The organism is Gilliamella sp. LMG 34362, assembly GCF_984569125.1.
On sequence record NZ_OZ474902.1, the window covers coordinates 220,633 to 239,096 of the forward strand.

17 protein-coding genes and 1 pseudogene are annotated in these 18,464 nt (G+C 33.9%); 4 read left to right on the forward strand and 14 right to left on the reverse strand.

All coding sequences use genetic code 11. The features are described from left to right. Positions 1-4 precede the first annotated feature (4 nt). The 9 genes and pseudogenes from AC5LWZ_RS01085 to tsaE form a co-directional block, all read right to left on the reverse strand. Positions 5-1,303, reverse strand: coding sequence for an adenylosuccinate synthase (locus tag AC5LWZ_RS01085; RefSeq protein WP_198201473.1), 1,299 nt, complete (start codon positions 1,301-1,303; stop codon positions 5-7). A 19-nt stretch (positions 1,304-1,322) separates the two neighbouring features. Next, positions 1,323-2,285: a protease modulator HflC gene (gene hflC, locus AC5LWZ_RS01090; protein WP_110446881.1), complete on the reverse strand. Its 963-nt coding sequence runs from the start codon at positions 2,283-2,285 to the stop codon at positions 1,323-1,325. A 14-nt stretch (positions 2,286-2,299) separates the two neighbouring features. After that, positions 2,300-3,511 carry an FtsH protease activity modulator HflK gene (hflK, locus tag AC5LWZ_RS01095; RefSeq protein WP_110446880.1) on the reverse strand — a complete coding sequence of 404 codons (1,212 nt, stop codon included), beginning with the start codon at positions 3,509-3,511 and terminating at the stop codon, positions 2,300-2,302. A gap of 23 nt (positions 3,512-3,534) precedes the next feature. Beyond that, a complete protein-coding gene (gene hflX / locus AC5LWZ_RS01100; RefSeq protein WP_110446879.1) occupies positions 3,535-4,830 on the reverse strand; it encodes a ribosome rescue GTPase HflX in 1,296 nt (431 codons plus the stop codon). A gap of 21 nt (positions 4,831-4,851) precedes the next feature. Beyond that, the gene (gene hfq / locus AC5LWZ_RS01105) at positions 4,852-5,097 is read right to left on the reverse strand and encodes an RNA chaperone Hfq (RefSeq protein WP_065555596.1); all 246 of its coding nucleotides are present in this window, start codon (positions 5,095-5,097) and stop codon (positions 4,852-4,854) included. Positions 5,098-5,414: 317 nt separating this feature from the next. Beyond that, complete coding sequence (miaA, locus tag AC5LWZ_RS01110) at positions 5,415-6,326, reverse strand: tRNA (adenosine(37)-N6)-dimethylallyltransferase MiaA (protein ID WP_198201476.1); 912 nt, start codon at positions 6,324-6,326, stop codon at positions 5,415-5,417. Then, positions 6,323-8,182, reverse strand: coding sequence for a DNA mismatch repair endonuclease MutL (gene mutL, locus AC5LWZ_RS01115; protein WP_294882715.1), 1,860 nt, complete (start codon positions 8,180-8,182; stop codon positions 6,323-6,325). The genes miaA and mutL overlap by 4 nt, the downstream gene beginning before the upstream one ends. Positions 8,183-8,205: 23 nt before the next feature. Then, positions 8,206-8,907: pseudogene (locus tag AC5LWZ_RS01120) on the reverse strand (N-acetylmuramoyl-L-alanine amidase); the annotation flags it as partial. A gap of 59 nt (positions 8,908-8,966) precedes the next feature. Beyond that, a complete protein-coding gene (gene tsaE / locus AC5LWZ_RS01125) occupies positions 8,967-9,440 on the reverse strand; it encodes a tRNA (adenosine(37)-N6)-threonylcarbamoyltransferase complex ATPase subunit type 1 TsaE (protein ID WP_198222520.1) in 474 nt (157 codons plus the stop codon). A gap of 145 nt (positions 9,441-9,585) precedes the next feature. Between tsaE and tusB the strand changes: the two genes are divergently transcribed. From tusB to AC5LWZ_RS01140, 3 genes are all read left to right on the forward strand, one after another. Then, positions 9,586-9,867, forward strand: a complete 282-nt coding sequence (gene tusB, locus AC5LWZ_RS01130; protein WP_110446875.1) for a sulfurtransferase complex subunit TusB — start codon at positions 9,586-9,588, stop codon at positions 9,865-9,867. Between the two features lie 154 nt (positions 9,868-10,021). Then, complete coding sequence (gene tsaC / locus AC5LWZ_RS01135; protein WP_198201479.1) at positions 10,022-10,585, forward strand: L-threonylcarbamoyladenylate synthase type 1 TsaC; 564 nt, start codon at positions 10,022-10,024, stop codon at positions 10,583-10,585. A 4-nt stretch (positions 10,586-10,589) separates the two neighbouring features. After that, a complete protein-coding gene (locus AC5LWZ_RS01140; RefSeq protein WP_294882711.1) occupies positions 10,590-11,696 on the forward strand; it encodes an anhydro-N-acetylmuramic acid kinase in 1,107 nt (368 codons plus the stop codon). Between the two features lie 6 nt (positions 11,697-11,702). Here the strand turns inward: AC5LWZ_RS01140 and kdgR are convergent, their stop codons facing one another. The 4 genes from kdgR to AC5LWZ_RS01160 all read right to left on the reverse strand — a co-directional run bounded on the left by kdgR (position 11,703) and on the right by AC5LWZ_RS01160 (position 15,047). After that, positions 11,703-12,497, reverse strand: coding sequence for a DNA-binding transcriptional regulator KdgR (gene kdgR, locus AC5LWZ_RS01145; protein WP_110446872.1), 795 nt, complete (start codon positions 12,495-12,497; stop codon positions 11,703-11,705). 117 nt (positions 12,498-12,614) lie between these two features. Continuing rightward, positions 12,615-12,935, reverse strand: coding sequence for a cupin domain-containing protein (locus tag AC5LWZ_RS01150; RefSeq protein ID WP_110446871.1), 321 nt, complete (start codon positions 12,933-12,935; stop codon positions 12,615-12,617). A 95-nt stretch (positions 12,936-13,030) separates the two neighbouring features. Further along, positions 13,031-13,825: a gluconate 5-dehydrogenase gene (locus AC5LWZ_RS01155; protein ID WP_110446884.1), complete on the reverse strand. Its 795-nt coding sequence runs from the start codon at positions 13,823-13,825 to the stop codon at positions 13,031-13,033. 49 nt (positions 13,826-13,874) lie between these two features. Next, on the reverse strand, positions 13,875-15,047 hold the full coding sequence (locus AC5LWZ_RS01160) for an oligogalacturonate lyase family protein (protein ID WP_493463835.1): 1,173 nt from the start codon (positions 15,045-15,047) through the stop codon (positions 13,875-13,877). A 250-nt stretch (positions 15,048-15,297) separates the two neighbouring features. Here AC5LWZ_RS01160 and AC5LWZ_RS01165 point away from each other — a divergent pair, with 250 nt between their 5' ends. Then, on the forward strand, positions 15,298-15,933 hold the full coding sequence (locus AC5LWZ_RS01165) for an RpiB/LacA/LacB family sugar-phosphate isomerase (protein WP_110446869.1): 636 nt from the start codon (positions 15,298-15,300) through the stop codon (positions 15,931-15,933). Positions 15,934-16,214: 281 nt separating this feature from the next. Here the strand turns inward: AC5LWZ_RS01165 and AC5LWZ_RS01170 are convergent, their stop codons facing one another. After that, a complete protein-coding gene (locus AC5LWZ_RS01170; RefSeq protein WP_493463836.1) occupies positions 16,215-18,458 on the reverse strand; it encodes a right-handed parallel beta-helix repeat-containing protein in 2,244 nt (747 codons plus the stop codon). Between the last annotated feature and the right edge of the window lie 6 nt (positions 18,459-18,464).

Sequence of the window (18,464 nt, forward strand, 5' to 3'; positions counted from 1 at the left end):
AAAATTAGACTGAATATGGATCACGTAAGATCATGGTTTCACTTCGATCCGGTCCAGTTGATATAATGTCAATTGGTGTTTCAGTTAATTCTTCAATTCGCTTAATATAGGCTTTAGCTGCTGCCGGTAATGCGTCATAACTTTTGACACCAAAAGTTGACTCACTCCAACCAGGCATAGATTCATATACTGGTTTGACTAAACTCCAATCTTCAGCCGCCGCTGGTGCATTTTGGATAACATCACCATTCGGTAATTGATAACCAACACAGATTTTGACTTCTTTAAGTCCATCTAAAACATCTAGCTTAGTTAAACAAAAACCTGAGACAGAGTTAAGTTGCACTGCTTTACGTACCGCAACAGCATCAAGCCAACCGGTACGACGACGACGACCGGTGGTTGCACCAAATTCGTTACCTTGCTTACAGAGATATTCACCAACATCATCAAACAATTCTGTAGGAAAAGGGCCAGCTCCTACACGGGTAGAATAAGCTTTAACGATTCCTAATACATAACCAACATAACGAGGACCAAATCCTGATCCTGTTGCTACGCCACCGGCAGTAGTATTTGAAGAAGTCACATAAGGATAGGTACCATGATCGATATCGAGTAAAGTACCTTGCGCACCTTCAAACATAATTCTGTCGCCATTTTTGCGTGCATTTTCAAGTAGTGCTGGAATATCTGCAATCATTGCCACTAAAATATCAGCAATCGCTAATGTGTCATCAAGCACTTTCTGATAATCAACAGCTTCTGATTGATAGTAATTGACTAAATGGAAATTATGATATTCCATAACTTCTTTTAATTTTTCAGCAAATGCCTGACGGTCACGTAAATCACCAACACGCAATCCTCGACGAGCAACTTTATCTTCATATGCAGGGCCAATACCGCGACCAGTCGTACCAATCGCATTTTTACCTCGGGCTTTTTCTCGTGCTTGGTCTAATGCAATATGATAAGGCAAAATCAACGGACATGATTCTGAAATAAGTAGCCTTTCTTTCACCGGAATACCGTTATCTTCAAGCTCTTTCATCTCTTTCATAAGTGCATCAGGGCAGAGTACAACACCATTAGCAATAATACTTATGACATCATTACGTAAAATACCTGATGGTATTAAATGTAATACTGTTTTTTCACCATTAATAACTAAAGTATGACCGGCATTATGTCCGCCTTGATAACGTACTACATATTTGGCTTTTTCTGTGAGTAAATCAACAACTTTACCTTTGCCTTCATCACCCCATTGTGTACCTAGCACAACAACATTATTACTCATAGTTTATTTACTCATTGTATTATTTGTTAGACTTTAATTTCATGTATTGGAAAAATTCACTATCAGGGCTAATGACCATAACATCATTACCTGTAAAGCTTTGTTCATAAGCTTTTAAACTACGAATAAAGCTAAAAAACTCAATATCTTTACCAAAAGCGTCAGCATAAAGTTTAGCTGCATTAGCATCACCTTCACCGCGAATTGAGCGAGATTGACGTTCGGCTTCTGATATAATTTTGGTTTTTTCAAATGTAGCTTCCGCTCTTATTTCTTCAGCTTGTTTGATACCATCATAACGTTTGTCACGAGCAATAACTTCACGTTCAGCTCTCATGTTAGCATAAATCGATTCAGAGACTTCAGCAGGGAAGTTAATTTGTTTAATTCGAACGTCAATTACATCAACACCGAAAGCCCTTAAACTGGTTTTACTGTTTTCAGGATCTTTTTTCGCGTCAGTAACTAATTTATCAATCGGTAAATTTTCTTCACCATCTTGTGATGAACCATTTAACGAATCTTTAACTCGCGCCATTAATGAATTTCTTGATTTGGTATCGGCATTAGAATCATTAATGATATCTCGATTACTTAATTTACCAATCTCAGAACGTAAACGACCATTTAACCGAGCCAAAATTAAGTCGTTAACATCATTACCACCAGCAATAGTTTCATAATAACGGTTAAAATCAACAATTTTCCATTGCACAAAATAGTCCACAATTAGCTCTTTCTTTTGTACATTAAAAAAACGTTGTTCATTATTATTATTTGAACTATTGGTAGTTTGGATTTTCGCATCAATCGTTTTAACGCTATCGATTAGTGGCATTTTAAAATGTAATCCAGGTTCAGATAAACCAATAATTTTATTAAAACGTAAAACGACACCACGAGTACCCTCTTCTATCACATAGATACTTGAAAAAAGTACGCCAATTAAAATTAAAACTATAGGAATCAATAATTTTCGCATATTCTTTTTTCTCCTTATCGACCCATAGTCCGTCTAGTGCGATTATTAGAATTATTATTAGTCGTTGAGCTATGATTTTGCACATCAATACTATTTTGTTGAGCACTTTCTGCATCCAAAGGATTTGGCAGATTAATATTATAATCACTGTCTGAATTTGCTGTGATTGATTCAGATGATTGCTCATTTTTATTTTTTAATAATTGTTCTAACGGTAGTACTAATAAATTACCACTCTTATCATTAACAATAACTTTCTGCGTTTTAGCTAATATTTTTTCCATCGTTTCGATATATAAACGATCTTTAGTAATTTCGGGCGCAGCTTTATATTGTGGTAATAATTTTTCAAACCGAGCAACATCACCAATTGCTTCTAATTCTACTTTTACTTTATAAGCATTTGCATCGGCCAAAATGGTCGCCGAACGTCCTTCTGCTTGCTGAACTAATTGAACTTTATCAGCTTTAGCTTGTTTTATTTCGCGTTCACTATCATTCTGAGCTCTAATTGCATCTGCATAAGCATCTTGCACTTCTACAGGTGGACGAGCAACTTGGAAGTTAAGATCGACAATAGTAATCCCCATATCATAATGAGAAATAACATTAATTAATTCATCTTTAGTACTATCTTCTAAATCAGAACGACCATCTGAAATGATGGCATCAATGTTAGAACTACCTACTGAAGTCCTCAGCGCACTATCAGCAGCTTGACGTAAACTATCTTCAACATTAGTCACATTAAATAAGTATTTAACTGGATCACTAATACGATATTGTACGTTCATTTCAACAAAGACTAAGTTTTCACCTTTTTCACTTGTTGTAATGATATCGCCATGCACATTGAAGTTATAAGTACCTTGCGTATCGACTTTATAAACTTTATCAATAAATGATGGATTCCAATTCAAACCAGGTTGAATAATTTCAGGTTGAACTTGCCCAAAACGAGTTATCACACCTCGTTGATTTTGTTTGATAGTATAAAAACCACTTACCGCCCAAATTAGGATAAGAACAACTATCACTGCCAAAATAATTTTCGAACTATTCATTGATAGCTTAATATCAGAAGGTCCTCGATTATTACCTGAACTCCCTTTTTTAAAGAGATCTTTGAGTTGGTTAAATATCCCTCCAGTTGAATTGGAAGGTTTCTTATTATTTCCCCATGGGTCGTTATCTTGTCCGTTATTGCCGGGCTGATTCCACGCCATATTTTATATGCTCCATTTAACAATTAGTTGTTATTTTGCGTATTGATTAAGTATAACAGATCTGGCTCTTGTTTACAGAGGCGATTCCATTCAATTAAAGGCATTCTTATATTTAGCAGAAAACTACCGTCATCATTGATGACTTCATGTTCTACCGCATTTAATTTATATAAACGGCTTCTAAGTTTTGCTAGATGGATAGGCAAGTTTAATTGACAAACTTGAATCTTACCGGCAAGCCTTTCTTTTAATGCAGTAAATAAGAGATCTAATCCTAAACTATTTTGTGCTGAAATCCAAACTCGAATTGGCACGCCATTTTCATCACGATCAATACTTGGTTGCTTACCTTCCATTAAATCAATTTTATTCATTACCAACAAAGTAGGAATATCGTGGGCATCAATTTCAAGTAAAACTTCATCAACAGCTTGAATGTTATCTAATAAATTAGGATCAGCAGCATCAACGACATGTAATAGCAGTGATGCTTCTTGTGTTTCAAGTAAAGTCGCTTTAAAAGCAGCAACCAGATCATGGGGTAAATGACGAATAAATCCAACCGTATCAGCTAAAACTACTTCGCCAACATCATCAACTATAATGCGTCTTAAGGTTGGATCCAGCGTAGCAAATAATTGATCGGCAGCATAAACATCAGCGTTAGTTAGTGCATTAAATAGTGTCGATTTGCCAGCATTGGTATAACCAACTAGTGATACTGTTGATAAATCTGCTTTTTGTCTAGATTGACGATTTTGATTGCGTTGTTTTTCAACTTTCGCAAGTCTTGATAAGATTAACTGAATACGATGACGAATTAATCGTCTATCGGTTTCTAGCTGAGTTTCCCCAGGACCTCGTAAGCCTATACCACCTTTTTGACGTTCTAAGTGAGTCCAACCTCGAACTAAACGTGTTGACAGATATTGTAATTGCGCTAATTCAACTTGCAACTTACCTTCATGGGTTCGAGCTCGTTGGGCAAAAATATCCAGAATCAATCCTGTTCTATCCACTACACGACATTCACATAGTTGTTCTAAGTTTCGTTCTTGAGTTGGGGTTAAGGTATGATTGACTAGAATAACTGAAGCATTCAGCTCTTTTACTTTATCGGCAATTTCTAACGCTTTTCCTTCACCAATAAAATATTTAGCTTGCGGGGACTTTCTTGAGGTTGTCACAATATCGAGAATTTCAATTTGAGCTGAAGAAACTAACACTTCAAACTCTTTTAAATCCTCGATATCGCTTTCTTGAGGGAAGAATACATGGACTAATAAAGCAGACTCGCCGCCTTTATATCGCTCAAACAATCACATTCTCCACTCAAATAATTAGCTTTCGCTTTCCTCTTCAGGTTGAGACACCAAACCAGAAATAGGTCTTGAAGGAACAACTGTAGAGATTGCGTGTTTGTATACCATTTGACTAACAGTATTTTTTAATAAAATAACAAACTGATCAAATGATTCAATTTGTCCTTGTAATTTAATACCGTTAACAAGATAAATTGATACTGGAATATGCTCGCGACGAAGCAAATTCAAATAAGGATCTTGTAATGACTGCCCTTTTGACATGAGTTTATCCTTTAAGATGAAATAAAAATATAAAGATAAAGATAAAATAAATTTACAATCAAAATGATGATCTATCCGATTGCAACATAACATACTTATGTAGTAAGTATCAAAATAACATAAAAAACCCAGCTCTTAAACTAATCAACTGCAATTTATGCACAAATAACTAAAAATTTAATAAATTAACGAAATTTATACAAAAAAATACGCATGATAGATATCATAAATTTAGAAAGGCTTTCGAAATGAAAAATTTCTGTTTAGTATTATAATCAATAGAAAAAACACTAATACCTATCGCTGCAATTTATAATTTAAAAAATATGCTTAAAAACGGTATCTTTGTTATCTTGATTTAACCATGTTATCGGTTGTTTCCAACCTCTAAGCCAAGTAATTTGCCGTTTCGCTAATTGACGAGTAGCACAAATACCCTTGAATACCATCTCATCATAACTGATATCACCATTAAGATATTCCCACATTTGACGATAGCCAACACAACGGATAGAAGGTAGATTGGTATGCAGATCAGATCGCAACATAAGTGTTTTTACTTCATCTTCAAAGCCTTGATCTAGCATTTGTAAAAAACGCTGCTCAATACGCTGGTGCAACTCAGCTCTATCTTCCGGCATAATAGCTAGCTGCATGATGTCATAAGGTAATGCTTCGCCACTTTCTTGAGTAAGCTCGGTTAAACTTTTACCAGAAATGAGATAAACCTCTAATGCGCGATTAAGCCGTTGCGGATCATTCGGATGAATTCGCTGAGCTGACACAGGATCAACCTTCTTTAACTCCTCATGAATCGCTTGCCAACCTAATTTATTGGCTTTTTCCTCAATTTGCTGCCGTATCTCACTATCCGCAGCAGGAAGAGGTGAAAGTCCTTCAATTAAAGCTTTAAAATACAGCATTGTTCCGCCAACTAGTAATGGTGTTCGACCATTACTTAACGATTTTTCAATTTCTTCAATCGCATCATGCCGAAAATTAGCTGCCGAGTAACTTTCAGCAGGATCACAGATATCAATCAGTTTATGTGGATATTTTTGCTGCTCTTGTTTAGTGGGTTTCGCACTGCCGATATCCATACCGCGATAAATAAGTGCCGAATCAACACTAATAATATCAATCGGATACTTGTCATAAAGTTCCATGGCAAAAGCCGTCTTACCGGATGCAGTAGGCCCCATTAATGAAATAATTTTTGCTTTATTCATGATAAAATTGATTGTGATAAAGATTGAAGATCAATCGGATATAAAAATGTATCTTGCTGTAATAAATTAATATCTATCTGTTCTAGTTGTGCTAATAACTGAATAACTTTCGTTACGCTCCAACTCTCCGCATAATTATCACTACTATTTTCTGCCAACCACATCGCAATTTGCGTAGGATCGATAACAGCCGATTGATCAGATAAAAGAAAAGCAATTAAACTTGGTAATAATTGTTGCCAATTAGTAGTTCGTAACATTTTCGGCACATTATGCAAATGTAATTTAGCTTTATCAATATAAAAATCAAATCCTAAAAAAATTAATTGCGGACGATAATCACTTAATACCTGTTGTTCTTTTTGATTGACCAAAATTGTTAGTGGAATCAGTAATTTTTCTGACTCTTGAGTTAATAATTTTATTGCTTTTACTTTTTGCTGAGCAATATTTAACTTCATAAGCATAAATGTTTGCTGACTATCTTGCAATTTTTCAAGCAAAGCAATATCAGGTTGAATAACGGTTAATACTCGACCAAACTGTACTAATGAAGAACTATCAAGCTGCTGTTGCAGTGATTGTAATGGTACATTTCGTTTAGGAAACAGCGTCTCAATAACCGCTTGTTGCGGTGCAGTTATTGAACCATTATCACCGGCTAATGGCAATTGATTAGACTGCGTCTTTTCAATTTCAAAGCTTGCTTTAGTATCGATTAACTGACCATAAATTGCATTTTCTTTAACATGATTAATCGGTTTTTTGGGTAATACGTTAGTCGTAGAATAGCTTTTAGGTTCAGTGGCTATTTTTTGATTAAAAATATTTTCACCAGCAGCTTGTCGATTAGGTGTTATTACCACTTTTTCATCATCGGCAAGCTGTTGGCTTGATTCAAGTGCCATAACAATAGATTGATAAACAAAATCATGTACTAATCTTGCTTCATGAAAACGTACTTCGTGTTTAGCAGGATGAACATTAACATCAACCTGTTTGGGATCGATTTGTAGAAAAACCACATAACTTTGTTGTTCATTAGTTCGACTAATATAAGCTTGGCGCAGCGCATGATTAATTAATTTATCTTTTATTACTCGACCATTAACATAAAAATATTGCAGATCACTAATTTCATTACTTGCTACCCACCCTTGAATTAACAAATCATCATGTTGCCAATCTAATTTTACTGCTTTTTGTACAAATGTACGTCCACAAACTAATTCAACGCGTTTTTCAAGTGCAGATGCTCGATACTGTTTAATTAGTTTTCCATTATGTTGCAGATTGAAAGTGACATCAGGCCGAGCCAGAGCTATACGCCTAACAAATTCTTCAATATGCATAAATTCAGTTTTTTCGGTCTTTAGAAAACGACGCCGAGCAGGTGTGTTATAAAATAAGTCCAGAACTTCAACCGAAGTGCCAACAGGATGTGCCGCAGGTTTAATGGTTGGTTTCATATCTCGACCTTCAGCATAAACTTGCCATGCCTCAGATTGATCGGCAGTACGTGACGTTAAAGTTAACCTAGCAACAGAACTAATACTGGCTAGCGCTTCACCACGAAAACCTAGGCTCATTATGGTATCTAAATCATCCAACGAGCTAATTTTACTAGTCGCATGACGTGCTAAAGCTAATGCTAATTCGCTTTTAGCAATACCACCACCATTATCACGTATACGAATTAATTTACTACCACCTTGTTCAATATCGATATCAATTTGTGTGCTACCTGCATCAAGGCTGTTTTCAACTAACTCTTTAATTACCGATACAGGTCGTTCTACCACTTCACCAGCAGCAATTTGATTAGCTAGTTGAGGTGATAGAATTTGAATTGCCATTAATGCTGTTCTCCAAAATTAGAATTTTTTTTGACATAATTTTTTATGCCTTGATAAATCAATTTAGCGATCTTGTCTTGATGAGCATTACTAGCCAACAAACTTTCTTCAGCTTGATTAGTAATAAATCCAACCTCAATCAATATTGAAGGGATATCAGGTGAACGTAATACGCCTAAACTAGCATGTTCAGGTACGCCTTTATGCAATTTAATAACACCTTTCATCTCTTTTAAAACCTGAGTAGCAAGTTCATAACCAACACGCTGCGAATAAGAGAATTGTAAATCGAGTACTGCTTGGCTTAAATTTTGGTCGTGATCATCACTTAATGCATCACCAGCGCCACCTAATAACTGTGACTGTTTTTCATCTTGTTCCAGCCAACGCCCCAATTCAGTATCAGCGCGTTTAGTAGATAAAACCCAAATTGATGCACCAGAAGCATTACGATTCGGTGCGGCATCAGCATGGATAGAAATTAGTAAGTTTGCTTTATTTTTACGCGCAATATCAGAACGCTGAGGGACTGAAATAAAATTGTCGGTATTACGGGTTAATACCCCTTTAAAATTAGGATCTTTATTTAATAAATTTGTTAATTTTTTAGCTATCGATAAAGTTACATTTTTTTCATATAACTTATTCTTACCAATAGCACCAGAATCCTTACCACCATGTCCAGCATCGACGGCAATAACAACTTTTGCAGCATAAGCTGAACTACATAGTAGTAATAATATAAAAAAAGTTAATATTTTCTTCATTGTTTTTTCACTAATTTTTATAGTAATGGGTTGATAATAGCTTGACCTTTTTCACTATTAGCTTGCACACAAACCGTACGTTCAAGCGCTAAATATGCCAAATGAATTTCAATATCGGCAGCAGGTAACATACCTCTTGCCTGCATAGGCCATTCAATTAAACAAATAGATCTTGAGGAAAAATATTCGCGAATGCCCATAAATTCTAACTCTTCTGGATCACCAAGGCGATATAAGTCAAAATGATAAACTGAAAATGTATCAAATTGATAAGGTTCAACTAATGTATAAGTTGGACTTTTAACATTACCTTGATGACCTAATTGTTGCAAAAAACCACGACTAAAAGTGGTTTTACCAGCGCCAAGATCACCAATCAGATAAATGACAATTGTACTATCATGATTAGATAAATAATTTAAACACTGTTTTGCCAACTGTTTACCAAACAATATTGTCTCTTGCTCGTTAGCTAAAATAATGGGTTTCATAACGAATTCTTTGCTCAATAAATAGCCCTTATTATATACTAATAACCATTAAAGATGTACCAACTAAGATTAAGTTGAATTTTTACCAAAAAAATTTTGAGGAACGGGGTTTTTTGAGGGTAAATTTAACGCTAAAAGAGGAAAAATGTTACATACCATTGCAACACCGAACCAATCAACAATCGATCCAACGTTAATTTCAGCGCAAGATGCCGTACTATTTTGGCAAAATGGTGTAATTATGTGTTGTCAAGATAACTCTACATTAAATGCTATTTTGCAAAACACCCATCATTGTTATGTACTTGATAACGACATTAATGCTCGAGGCTTAGGCGACTTAATCGATTCAAGAGTTAAAATTATCAACCTGCAACAGGTTATTGATTTAACAGTTAACTATTTTCCGCAAATGAATTGGGAATAATTTTGCTATTTTCGATAAATGCTAATTTATCTATCACAGCAAATAAGCGATATTCATTGTAATAACATTATTAATTCTTTTGTTGCCAATTTGCAAATAGTCTTACCTCAGTTTAATATAAATTTTAATGATATTGGGTAAACATAAAAATTTGATGGCAAACTTATTAACTCTACTAGAAATTAATCAACTGTTACAAAAAGGTGAAGTTGTTGCTTATCCAACTGAAGCCGTTTTTGGTTTAGGTTGTGATCCTGACAGTGAATCAGCAGTGTATAAACTGTTAAATCTAAAACAACGTTCAGTTGATAAAGGATTGATTTTAATTGCCAGTCATTATCAACAACTGATCCCTTATATTGATCAATCGGCAGTAACGAAAGAACAGATACAAATGGCGTTTAACAGTTGGCCAGGACCAAATACTTGGATTTTTCCCAAGAATGCTAATACCCCTGATTTTTTAAGTGGAAAATATCAGTCCATTGCTGTTCGTGTTACCAATCATCCTTTAGTTTGTAAATTGTGTGATTTATTTGCTAAGCCATTAGTTTCAACCAGTGCCAACCTTTCTGGCCATCCAGCTTGTAAAACAGCGTTAGAAGTGGCGAACCAATTCGGTAATAATTTCCCCATTTTAGCTGGTCAAACAGGCAATCGTTCACAACCATCAATCATTCGCGATGTGCAAACTGGCACTATCATTCGGCAGGGGTAATATTATGCAAAATTTATATATTGGTGTCATGTCGGGTACCAGTATGGATGGAGTAGATATCGCATTAGTTGATATCAGCAATGGAAAAATTACCGCTATTGCTAGTGATTGTTATCCAATGCCAAACGAAATTAAAACTCGATTATTAACGCTTTGTAATAGCAAACAAACAACATTACAAGATTTAGGCGAACTTGATCATCAACTTGGCATACTTTACGCTAAAAGTATTAATCAATTTATAAAACAAAATAATATTGATAACAAACAAGTTAAAGCGATTGGCTGTCATGGACAGACTATTTATCATTCGCCGAATGGTGATAATCCATTTACTATGCAAATAGGTGATGCCAATATCATCGCCGCCCAAACAGGCATTACAACTATTGCCGATTTTCGTCGTAAAGATATGGCTTATGGTGGTCAAGGTGCGCCATTAGTTCCTGCTTTTCATAAAGCAATATTTTTAAACTCGGCAATTAACTGTGTAGTCTTAAATATTGGCGGTATCAGTAATATTTCTGTGTTAATACCTGACCAACCAGTAATTGGCTACGATACCGGCCCTGGTAATGTATTGCTTGATGGCTGGATAAATAAAAGCCTCGGAACAAGCTATGATAAAGATGGTTTATGGGCAAAATCAGGTAAAGTAAATCAAAACTTATTAAGTGCGTTATGTAATGAAGATTATTTCCAATTACCAGCGCCAAAAAGTACTGGCAGAGAATTATTTAATTTAGCTTGGCTGATGCAAAAATTAACTGACTTTGCTTTAAATGGCCAAGATATTCAAGCGACATTGGTTGAATTTACCGCCATTACAATTGCCAATGAAATTGATAAATTACCGATAAAAAATAACTTACCATGCCAGTTATTAGTCTGTGGTGGTGGCGCCAAAAATCCACTTATTATGCAACAATTATCAGCATTACTACCGAAATGGCAAGTTTCTGCTACAGATGAAAAAGGAGTAAACAGTGATGATATGGAAGCGATCGCTTTTGCTTGGCTTGCTTATTGTAGAATGAATAATATTCCTTCTAATATTCCAGAAGTTACTGGAGCAAGCCAATCTGTATGTTTAGGGGTTATTTATCAATAACCACCTTTAGTCCGTTGATTTTGATTGCTTAACATAACCAATTAATTCAGATATTTTAGCTGCACATTGGCTAATTTCACTGACTAAATTAGCTTCATCTTCAGCTGTACTACATCTAAAGATAGAAGTTGATAAACTTAAAGCAGCAATAATATTACCTAAACGATTGTAAATTGGTACAGCAAAGCAACGTAAACCTAGTTCAGACTCTTCATCATCTTTACCATAACCAACACGTTTTACTTCATCAAGTTCAGCTAAAAATGCGTCTTTATTAGTAATGGTGTTAGCTGTATATTGAACAAAATCGATGTTGTTTATTAAGCTTTTTTTGCTTTCATCATCTAACCATGCCAATAAAACTTTACCTAGACCGCTAGCATGAACCGTCGCTTGATTACCTATTTTAGATGTCAAACAAAGACTATATTGTTCTGATGCCACTTTATTAATATAGATAATTTGATCACCTTCACGAACAGCTAAATGGATTGTTTCTTTCGTTTTGTCCCTTAGCTTTCTCATTTCTAAATCAGCAATAGCCAAAAAGTTTTGGTGATAAAGCACTCGATTACCTAAATCAAGTAATTTTAAATTAAGAGAATATTTATCTGAATCTTCTTCTTGATTAACATAACCTAATGATTTCATGGTTTGTAAAAAGCGATAAGCAGTGCTTTTTGGCATCATTACTTTTTGCGATAATTCCGAAATAGCAATGTCTTTAGATTCAGATAAAGCTTCTAAAATTCCGAAAACTTTTAAAACCGAAGCAACCGATTCTGGTGAGCTATCATTCATGATTAGCACATCTCCTTACTAAAAAATAGTCATTATTCTATTATTTAATGATCAATTAGAACAACACAAAATTATCGAAAGTATATCATAATTAATAATGACTAGTTACTAGCTATTTTATAAAAAGTCCAATCTCTGCGGAGTAAACATATCAAGTAGCACACCAGCTTGTTTACAAATACAACCATGTTCAATATTTGGTTTTTTATACAAAGTATCACCAGCACGAACAATTTTGGTCTCAGTGCCAATAGTAAATTCAAATTCACCCGATAAAACATAAGTTAATTGTTCATGTGGGTGATGATGCATGGCTCCAATAGCGCCAGTTTCAAAATGAACTTCAACAGCCATCATATTACCATCATGAGCTAAAACTTTACGCTTAACGCCATTTCCTAAATCAATTAATTCAATATCTGAATTAAAACAAAACATCGCATTACTCCTAAATTTATAAAATAAACAGAGATAATAAAAACTTCCCTTTAATTTATTATCTCTTAAATCAATTAATTTTCAATGTTATGGCATTAAGGTTGTTTACCAATATAGGCTAAGATACCACCATCAACATAAAGAATATGACCATTTACAAAGTTTGAAGCTTCCGATGCTAAAAATACTGCTGCACCCGCTAAATCATCTGGAGTTCCCCAGCGTCCAGCTGGTGTTTTAGCAATAATAAACTGATCAAAAGGATGACGAGAACCATCAGCCTGTTTTTCGCGTAATGGTGCCGTTTGTGGAGTTGCAATATAACCAGGACCAATACCATTACATTGAATATTGGCATGACCAAATTCAGAACAAATATTTTTAGTTAACATTTTTAAGCCGCCCTTAGCTGATGCATAACCAACAACGGTTTCACGGCCAAGCTCACTCATCATTGAGCAGATGTTAATAATTTTACCACTGCCTTTTTTGATCATAGAAGGAAGCACTGCTTTTGCCATAATGAATTGACCTGTAAGATCAATATCGATAATTTTTCGATAATCGGCAGCACTTGTTTCAAGCATTGATTTGCGTTGAATAATGCCGGCATTATTCACTAAAATATCAATCACACCATGTTCTTTTTCAATTTGCGCAATTGATTTTTCAACCGCAGCTTCATCGGTTATATCAAATAAATAGCCATGTGCATCAATGCCTGCTTCTTTATAAGCTTCAAGACCTTTTTGTAAATTTTCAGGTACCACATCATTAAATACGATTTTCGCTCCGGCACCAGCTAATGATTTTGCTATTTCAAAACCGATACCATAAGAAGCGCCGGTAACCAGCGCTATTTTATTGTTGAGTGAAAATTTATTTAAAATCGACATAATTATATTCTCCGTTATAGTTGTGACAGACAAAATCGCTCTATCACATTTCTTCTAATATGTTAGCTGGCACTTTGGTTAAATAAAGTGCAGGTTCATCTTGTGCATCACAAGAATATAAAACGTATTTATTATCAGGTGAAAACGATGGATGAGGGTGAGTAACTTGACGGTCACCATCTAAAACTCGCCATGTACTATTATGTTTAACGAGTTTATGTGCTGTTTTGGTTTTAGGCGCTAAAATATAAAGCCATGGATCATTTTCAATTTTATAACCACTAGTATCAATAACATCAACAGGGCTTCCTGTTCCATCACCGATATAAAGCGTGCCATCAAAATTGCTCATTAAATGTGAACAGGCTGGCATTTCCATAATCTCTTTATCTTCATTGGTTACTGGATTATAAAGACGAATATAGCGCTCTTGTTGTCCTTTCATATAAGATACATAAGCTAATCCTGAACCATCTGGTACCCAAAACTCATGCGTACAACTTTCACCAGGTAAATTATCATGAGCTTTTCGTTCATTTTTACCATCACGATCAACTAACCAAATTCGTGCATCAACTAAATCATGCGGCCCTTCATGACAAAATGCGATAGTTTTATCATCAAAAGGTCTAAAGATTGGATGGCCCAACCATACATTTTGATCAATAACCGTTTTAGCAACACCAGTTTCAATATTAATTTTGATTAAACGGCAGTGTGGGTTTTTATCGTAAAACGCTTTAAATATTGTCCAGTCAGTGAGTGGTGTCCAATCTTTTTTATCAATTTCAATGCCAACAATTTCATTACAATCGCTATTAGCAACCCATGTACCATAACCAACCCATTCATCGGGTACTGTATAAACATTTTTTTCTTCTAAAGTTTCAAGATTGACTTGTTGTAAGTTACGTTCATTTTTGACATAGTATAAAAATTTATCATCTGGTGATAAAAAACCACCAAAGGTATTATCGCCAGGTCCTTCAGTAAGTTGTTTTGCTGTTTGATTTTCAATATCAAGCAAATAGTAGTTGCGATTAGAGTCAAATTCACCGGCAAAGAGTAACTTTTGACCATCATTGGTAAAGCATTTTTGATAAAAATAGTTACGATGGCATAAAACACCTTCTGGCGTTAACCGGATAATTTCATTTTTTGAATCTTCATCAGTAAATGATGAATATGATAGCTTTACGATATTTCCCTTAGCCATATAAACTCCCTGAATATAAGTATAATAAAAAGTTCAAAATATTATGATTTGTAAAATATAGTAATATAAAAACTATGATGGTTTTGTGACTTTCATCACATTGCAATAAATTTATTAAAACATCGTTTTATTTTAGTTAAAAAAATTGATATATTTTTTTGCGAGCTTATAATTAAAGCGTAAGTACTAATAACAAATGACAAAATTGTTAGATGGTTTGTTATTATTTCAATGAAAATAGAGGGAAATCATGAAAATAGCACTAATGAACGAGTTTAGCCAAGCAGCTAAAAATCCAATTATTTTAAATGAATTAAAAAATGCAACTGAGAAATATGGACATACTGTTTTTAATGTTGGCATGGATGGCGACAATGATAAAAAATTAACTTATGTTCATTTAGGTATAATTAGCGCTATTTTATTAAACAGTAAAGCAGTTGATTTTGTTATCACCGGATGTGGCACAGGCCAAGGCGCATTAATGGCATTAAATGCATTTCCTGGTGTTAATTGTGGTTATTGTATCGAACCTACTGATGCTTATTTATTTGCACAAGTGAATAATGGTAATGCATTATCACTTGCTTTTGCTAAAGGCTTTGGTTGGGGTGCAGAACTTAATGCTCGTTATATTTTTGAAAAAGCATTTGATGGTGAAAAAGGTTTAGGTTATCCACCTGAACGCCGAGAATCTCAAAATGCTAATGCGGTAATTTTAAATGATATGAAAAATGCTGCAGGAAAAAGTTTAATCGAAGCATTGAAATCAATTGATCAATCATTACTTAAAGATGCAATCAAAGGCGAACGTTTCCAAAAATGTTTATTTGAAAACAGCCAAGATCCTGAAATAACAGCTTATATCAAAAGCCTATTAGCTTAATTGATATTAATTAATTACTACATCCTATAATGTCAGTGTCATTTCAACTCAATTGATGAAATGACACTTTTTTATTTCTACATTTCTTCATAACAATTAAATTAATATTTAAGCTAAGGTTAGCAATAAACTTAAATATCCTTATTAATAATAGCTTATTGAACAAGATTAAAAACTAACTGACGAATAGAAATAAGTAAAATTGAATTGATAATAAAAAGAATAAAAACGCTAAATCTGATTATTAGACTTAGCGTTCTTATAGATTGATAACTCTTTAATTATTTAGCTTTATTCTTTTCAATTAAGATTTTTAACTCTTTTGGTAAAACTATATTACCATTTTGATCACGAATTATTTTAAAATCAACATTGTCTTTCCATAATTCACTGCTGGTCACAGATTTAAAATCTTTACTTTTAATCTGTGGTCCAAATGAGTCTTTTATTGCGGCTTGCCAACTATCACGAATAGAGTAATTATGTTCAAACGTGACCTCTGGTTTAAGAAATTCATAAGGGTTAGCTCGTAGAATATAATTATATCTGGCACTGTTAATTGAAATATTATTGTTCATAATATAAGAACCAGTATTAAAATTATCAGTAAACCCATCCATATTGTTATTTAACGAAATTGAATTAATAATTTTATGATTTACTGGCTGGCCTTCAGCACCTAATTTAAAGCCGTTACCAATACTACCTTTAGCAATATTTGGCTTTGAGAAAGGAAACCCATTCGAATAAGTAACAGAACTATCAATTAATACTGGATCGTTTGGACCATCTTCAATTTTATTATAAAGATCAAATCCATCATCAGTATTATTATGAGCAATACATCCTCTAAAGACATTACCTTTACCTACACCTAACTTAGCGGCAAATCCATCTGCATTTTTTCCTGATTTATCCATATTATTATAAGAATCAGAATTAATGATTAAGTTATAGGATGGCCAATAAATTCTGTTTTGATTTTTGGTTTTTGCTGATATTGCTAGTCCAGTATCACTATTATTACGAGTAATCACTTGATCAATCACATTATGACTACCTGAAATTCTTAAATAAGCGGGCTTATTATCTTTATTATCAATATTTCCATCAAAGATAACATGTTTAATAGACCAATAATGGCTATCCAAATTAAAGGTACTATTGATAAAAATTGCTTTATGCTTATTAATGGCTTGTATCGTTTTTAATTTATCAGGTAATCCACTTAATTGAGCAGGAAGTGTAACACCATTATAATAGCCATCCATTAAATAAATAACACCACCCGGCTCAACACTATTAATTGCGGTTATAAAATCAACAGGGGATTGATTAGTACCTTTATTATCCTTTTTACCTTCTGGTGAAACGACAATATTAGATAAATTTTCAATCGATGATTTATTTAGATTAACGGTAAACGTTTGGGTATTAGTTTTTGCCTTATCTTTAAACTCAACAGTAAAAGTATTACTTCCATCTTTTAATTGAGTTGAAAACTGTAATAATTTACCTACTTCCGCCTTCAATGTTTTATTAATTTCCTTAACTAAAACAGTACCTGAAGTATTTGGGAAAAATTGTAATGTATAATTTTTACTATAAGCATCTTGTGGTGATGATAAAATTAACGTTGGCTTAATATCAATAACTACTACTGGTTTAGTAGGTAATTTATCATAATTAACTTTTTCATCATTGAGAGTTAATATAGAATTTTTAAATTCAACTTTTGCATTTCTAGAAGCAAAAAAACCAACATAAATATTTTTGCTATCTTGTTGATTTAAAAAACCGGCATAATCATTGGTTGTCCACTGTTTCTCTTCACCTGTTGCATTATTTTTCATCGATAAAATAAATTGATTGGCTGTTCTTGTCATTGTCAAATGCATACTTTTAACATCTACATAATTAACATTTTCAACATAACCAACTTTTTCTATTGAAATGCCTTCATTACCCCATGCCTTGTTAACCCCATCACGTACTAAGCCAGTTACTTTTACTAAATTATCATTTTTCTGATTTTGAGTAATTAACGCATTCATAATAACGTTGGAAGCATTTGGAAATTCTTCATAACCAGCTGGCTGAGGTTCACTTCTAGCAACACCTATAGTATCGCGAGCAAATAAACCAACAGCTTCTTGAGCTGCAGGTGTTTTACCGTCGACTTCCGGCCCTATTTGTTCCAAAGTAACATCACTTTCTAAAGTAAAAGTCTGATTTACCGGTAATTGGGTATAAAACACCACCATTCCATCATGAGAGTTAGCGATTTTACCTCCACGACTTTCTAGGTAAAAATCTGATGGTAATTGATAAGGTTGATTTGGAACTAAATAATCTTTTTGACCAGCAATCCAAGCATTATTGGTCCCTACTTTCTCCGGCTTAATCAGTGAAGCAAAATTTAAATCTGTTGATTGACCAAAAGCTATCGCTTTCCATTCTTGTGCTGAAGCAGCATTAACATAAAGCGTAGACAAACAAAGTATTGAAGTTAATATTTTTTTCATTATGGA

Coding starts and splice junctions, on each gene's coding strand:
- AC5LWZ_RS01085 (WP_198201473.1), bottom strand. CDS start 1,303: ATGAGTAATAATGTTGTTGTGCTAGGTACACAATGGGGTGATGAAGGC.
- hflC (WP_110446881.1), bottom strand. CDS start 2,285: ATGCGAAAATTATTGATTCCTATAGTTTTAATTTTAATTGGCGTACTT.
- hflK (WP_110446880.1), bottom strand. CDS start 3,511: ATGGCGTGGAATCAGCCCGGCAATAACGGACAAGATAACGACCCATGG.
- hfq (WP_065555596.1), bottom strand. CDS start 5,097: ATGTCAAAAGGGCAGTCATTACAAGATCCTTATTTGAATTTGCTTCGT.
- miaA (WP_198201476.1), bottom strand. CDS start 6,326: ATGAATAAAGCAAAAATTATTTCATTAATGGGGCCTACTGCATCCGGT.
- mutL (WP_294882715.1), bottom strand. CDS start 8,182: ATGGCAATTCAAATTCTATCACCTCAACTAGCTAATCAAATTGCTGCT.
- tsaE (WP_198222520.1), bottom strand. CDS start 9,440: ATGAAACCCATTATTTTAGCTAACGAGCAAGAGACAATATTGTTTGGT.
- tusB (WP_110446875.1), top strand. CDS start 9,586: ATGTTACATACCATTGCAACACCGAACCAATCAACAATCGATCCAACG.
- tsaC (WP_198201479.1), top strand. CDS start 10,022: ATGGCAAACTTATTAACTCTACTAGAAATTAATCAACTGTTACAAAAA.
- AC5LWZ_RS01140 (WP_294882711.1), top strand. CDS start 10,590: ATGCAAAATTTATATATTGGTGTCATGTCGGGTACCAGTATGGATGGA.
- kdgR (WP_110446872.1), bottom strand. CDS start 12,497: ATGAATGATAGCTCACCAGAATCGGTTGCTTCGGTTTTAAAAGTTTTC.
- AC5LWZ_RS01150 (WP_110446871.1), bottom strand. CDS start 12,935: ATGTTTTGTTTTAATTCAGATATTGAATTAATTGATTTAGGAAATGGC.
- AC5LWZ_RS01160 (WP_493463835.1), bottom strand. CDS start 15,047: ATGGCTAAGGGAAATATCGTAAAGCTATCATATTCATCATTTACTGAT.
- AC5LWZ_RS01165 (WP_110446869.1), top strand. CDS start 15,298: ATGAAAATAGCACTAATGAACGAGTTTAGCCAAGCAGCTAAAAATCCA.
- AC5LWZ_RS01170 (WP_493463836.1), bottom strand. CDS start 18,458: ATGAAAAAAATATTAACTTCAATACTTTGTTTGTCTACGCTTTATGTT.